Here is a 4,018-nt window from a genome sequence, read left to right as displayed (position 1 = left end):
ATGAACTTTTTCTGAGGTTAATTTAGTACATAAGTTCTGGTGCAAGATATGAGGTAACTTAAAACCAAGCACTAGTATTTTTGTACTAAATTAACCCGTGACGCTGTCCCCTTGTCCTCGTTCCTCCCTTGTCTTACCTTCACCAAAATTTTAAAAATCTACCATGATGAGCGAAGTAGGATGGGGTACTTCACTCTCGATCTTCTACACGTAGGGTATAGCTTCCCCTACCTTGAGCATCATAGGAATTAACGATAATATAGTAGCGTCCGTCTTTAGGGAGAGTCACGGTGAGAGCAGAGTTAGTATCATTTTCGTTGATGTCGTCATTTTGCTCGATGATATTATTATCTTCATCTATAACCGCTAAAAATGTATCAAATTCTTGGCTTTCTAGCATCACTACCAAAGATTGCCCGGCATTCCCTTCTAATGTATAAAAATCGTACAAGCTATCATCAGAAGGCATAATTTCATCACCTTCTTCGAGAGACCCCTGTTCTTGTAGAATTACTGTAATTGATTGTATGGGATTAGGGGAATTAGTAGCCACAGTTTCTGCTTCAGCAGTAGCTGTGGGAGAATAAGTAATCGCACACACATTAGTTAATTCTTGATTTTCGTCGCAGGCTATGCCATTACTCATTAAATCTTCACGGAATAATCTTTCACGACTGGAGCGATCTTTGTTTCCATCGTCTACAATTAACTGCATTACTACTATTTTCGCATTTTCACCATAACTGAGATTATGGGGAAAAGTACTCACACTTTCTCTACTTTGAGCTAATCTTGCTGCCGATAAATCTGTTTCACTGTTTAAAATACGTTCGGCTACTATATCTAGTTTACTAGAGCTTGTCAGGGGGTTTAGGGGTGAAAGAGAACGTAAATACTCTATAGCCGACTCTAAAGCTTCTATTCCTTCTTTGGTGGCGATCGCTTCTGTTTCTGGAAGTTCTAACTTATTATTATTATAGTATGGCTTGAGGGTTTCGAGCCAATCAGCATAGGCTTGAGGATTAGTCCTTGCTTGATTTATTTCTACTAATACAGCATTTTCAAAAGTTTCTTCTACTTCAGCTTCTGCTAACAATAAAGAAGATGGTGATTGTATTGATTGAGCTAAAATGAAGTTAGTGGGGGCAAAACCCAAACAAATACCGATTATAGTTCCTATTTTAAACATTCTTTTTACTCCTTACACTATCTATAATTTAACAAATTGCCATTAATACAAATTTAGGATCCGAGATTTTCTAAATAAGATTGTACTAAACATTTCTTTAACTCTCTCACTAAACGTTCTGCTTGATGTCTATAAAGAGGTATTGGTAAAACCTGTGGTAAATTATTGACTAAATTCCTCGCAAAAGCTATATCGCAACCAGTAATTCTACTGATGGTATTAGCTGCACTAAACAAAGCGCTTTCTGTCAAAGCTTTTTCGATATATACCTGCCAACAGCGAGATGAAAGTTCAATTTCTCCTTTTTCAATCTTTTGTAAACTATCTGTTGTAGCTAAAACTACTAGACGATTTCCTGGGAATACTCGTATGTCCTCTATAGGAATATATACAGGGGGGTTATTATTTGAACTTTGATAGAGAATCACCATCACCTTGTAGCCATAGTTTATTTCTGAGATGATTAAACCGTTGAGAGTATCATCGGCTTCTATTTGATATTCAGTAATTAGGATAGTTTGATTATTTTGACGAAATAGTGAGAGGATATTCTCCCCAAAAGCCGCTCCAGCAAAAGCTTCTGCTGCTACAGTATAAGTAGCAATCACCTGTGTATTGTCGAGAATTCGGCTGAGTTGAGAACTTACCCCTTGTTTATAACTACCAATAACTAAACGACTTCTAGGATTAAATTTGCGTGCTGTTAGAGCAATTTCTAGATTTAACATTTCGTTACTGGTCATAATAATTATGCTTTTAGCTTGTTGAAAATTAGCTTTATTTAAAGCCTGTTGTAAATTATCTATTACTAAAGGAATATTCGGTAAATTAGTGCGTTCAAAATCTGTATTAAAGCTAATAGCAACCAGTGATTCTTTTAATTCTTGTAAAACTCTAGCAACTCTTTGACCAATTTTTCCTAAACCAACTAATACTAAGTGTTCTTGACTTGGTATGGGAGGACGGTTTAAAACTAATTCAAATTTTGATGATAACAGATTCTCGGTAATCAAGGCATATAATATTCCAACAAAAACAGTACCAATAACTGTTAAACTCAAAGCAAATAATTGTAACCAAGGAGGTATATTGGTAATTGGTTCTAGTTGTCCAAATAAGTCGGCGTATCCCCCTAAAAGTAAAATTGCAGTTGCATAAAAAGCGTAAATAATATTAGTATCTGGATAAAATTTTTGGAATAAAAAAGTACCAACTATCAGTAAAATTATTATTATTATACCAGACACTATAGCAATACTGCGAATTTGACGTAAAAAATTAAATCTAATAAATTGTTTAATCTCCCCAAGAAAATTTTGCCAAAAATTAATTAAACGGGGAAATCTAGAACGTTGACGCTGACGACGTAGGGAAAATTCTTCTACTATTTCTACATAGACTAAAGTATCTCCTGGACGTAAAGTTATTTCTGAATTCCATTGATTAAAATCACAGAATAAAGGTGCTGATAAAGAATAATGTGCTATTACTCTTCTTTTGGAGGTATTAATTTCATGAACTTTACGAAGGTCAGACCATATATCCCCTGATTTTATAGTTTTAGTTATTATTTGTAATCTTTGGTTATCTATTTTAAAAAAACCAATCGCTTCATTAGCTAAGCCAGCTAAAGCAAATGCAGAAGCCGTCAAATGGGCAGGTTCATCAGCGAAAAAGTTACCTAATTGTTGTTGGAGTAATTGATTTAAATTTTCTTGAGAAGAACGAACAATAATGCGTATATTACTATTAATTTCTCTAGCAATAATTGCTGTTTCTATATTTACTTCTTCATCACTAGTAACAATTAAAATTGAACGACATTGCTCTATTTTGGCTCGTTGCAAAACTTCGCGATTACGACAATCTCCAACTATTAAGTTGTCTAATAATCCCTGTAAATTATTTATTTCCCATTGATGGGGTATTTCCTGTTCAATAGCAATTACAGGAACGCCAAATTCTTTGAGGGCAACTACACAATTTTGACCTAGACTACCTAAACCACAAATTAGGAACATATTCATATTTTTAACTACTTTTTCTCCTATTTGTTTGTTCACTCATAATAAATTATTTGTGTAGTATTTAATCAATCCCTGATGAAGTAAGTAAGTTGCTAGACCTACCATAATTGAGGATCATTCAGAGAATTGACACATCTAAATTTACCCCCCTCAGGAAAAACACTAGAATTCAACTTCATCCCTTGCCAACCTTCTCGATACTCAAGGGTATAGGGAGGAGTAAAATTTTCAGCAATTTGTGTTTTGAAGCCAAACCTGGAATAATATCTAGGATCGCCATAAACAAAAACTATAAATGCCCCTAAAGAGGAAATAATCTCTAAGCCACCTTTGACAATTCTAGAACCAACTCCTTTGTTTTGGTAAGTCGGATATACTGCTAATGGTGCTAAAATATAACCAAAGTGTTCATTAGTGCTCTCTAAAAATACCGGGCTAAAGGTAATGTGACCTATTATTGCTTCATTATTTACTGCAACTAGTGAAATTAGATCAATTGAGGCTTTTTCTTGTAATAAATTTACTGCTAAATCAGAGACCAATTGCGCTTCTGAATTATCAAATGCCTGCAAGTGAAGGTTTTTAATACCTTCAGAATCTTTGATATTTGCTTCCCGAATTTCCATTTTTTGTACTGCTATAAAAAAACTTTTTTGATTATAAAATAAATATAATCAAAAAAGTAGTAGCATAGGTAGTAACTAAATAATCCTACCAACACCCAAAAAAGTCAGTCGCCATGACCACATTCTTCACCATCATCAATAAAAATTGGTATTTTTATTGGTGAACTTGAGGCTTT

Annotated in this window: 3 protein-coding genes; all 3 read right to left on the bottom strand. The window is 34.2% G+C overall.

The genetic code is table 11. The annotated features are described in order from the left end of the window. Nucleotides 1-190: 190 nt before the first annotated feature. Nucleotides 191-1,189 carry a PPC domain-containing protein gene (locus MW688_RS03025; protein ID WP_486734437.1) on the bottom strand — a complete coding sequence of 333 codons (999 nt, stop codon included), beginning with the start codon at nucleotides 1,187-1,189 and terminating at the stop codon, nucleotides 191-193. A 53-nt stretch (nucleotides 1,190-1,242) separates the two neighbouring features. After that, nucleotides 1,243-3,252, bottom strand: coding sequence for an NAD-binding protein (locus MW688_RS03020; protein WP_486734436.1), 2,010 nt, complete (start codon nucleotides 3,250-3,252; stop codon nucleotides 1,243-1,245). 62 nt (nucleotides 3,253-3,314) lie between these two features. Then, nucleotides 3,315-3,842, bottom strand: a complete 528-nt coding sequence (locus tag MW688_RS03015) for a GNAT family N-acetyltransferase (protein WP_486734435.1) — start codon at nucleotides 3,840-3,842, stop codon at nucleotides 3,315-3,317. Nucleotides 3,843-4,018: the final 176 nt, after the last annotated feature.

The organism is Johannesbaptistia floridana, assembly GCF_057440575.1.
Note: the sequence above shows the minus strand (reverse complement) of the source record. Positions and strands in the feature narration are given on the sequence as shown.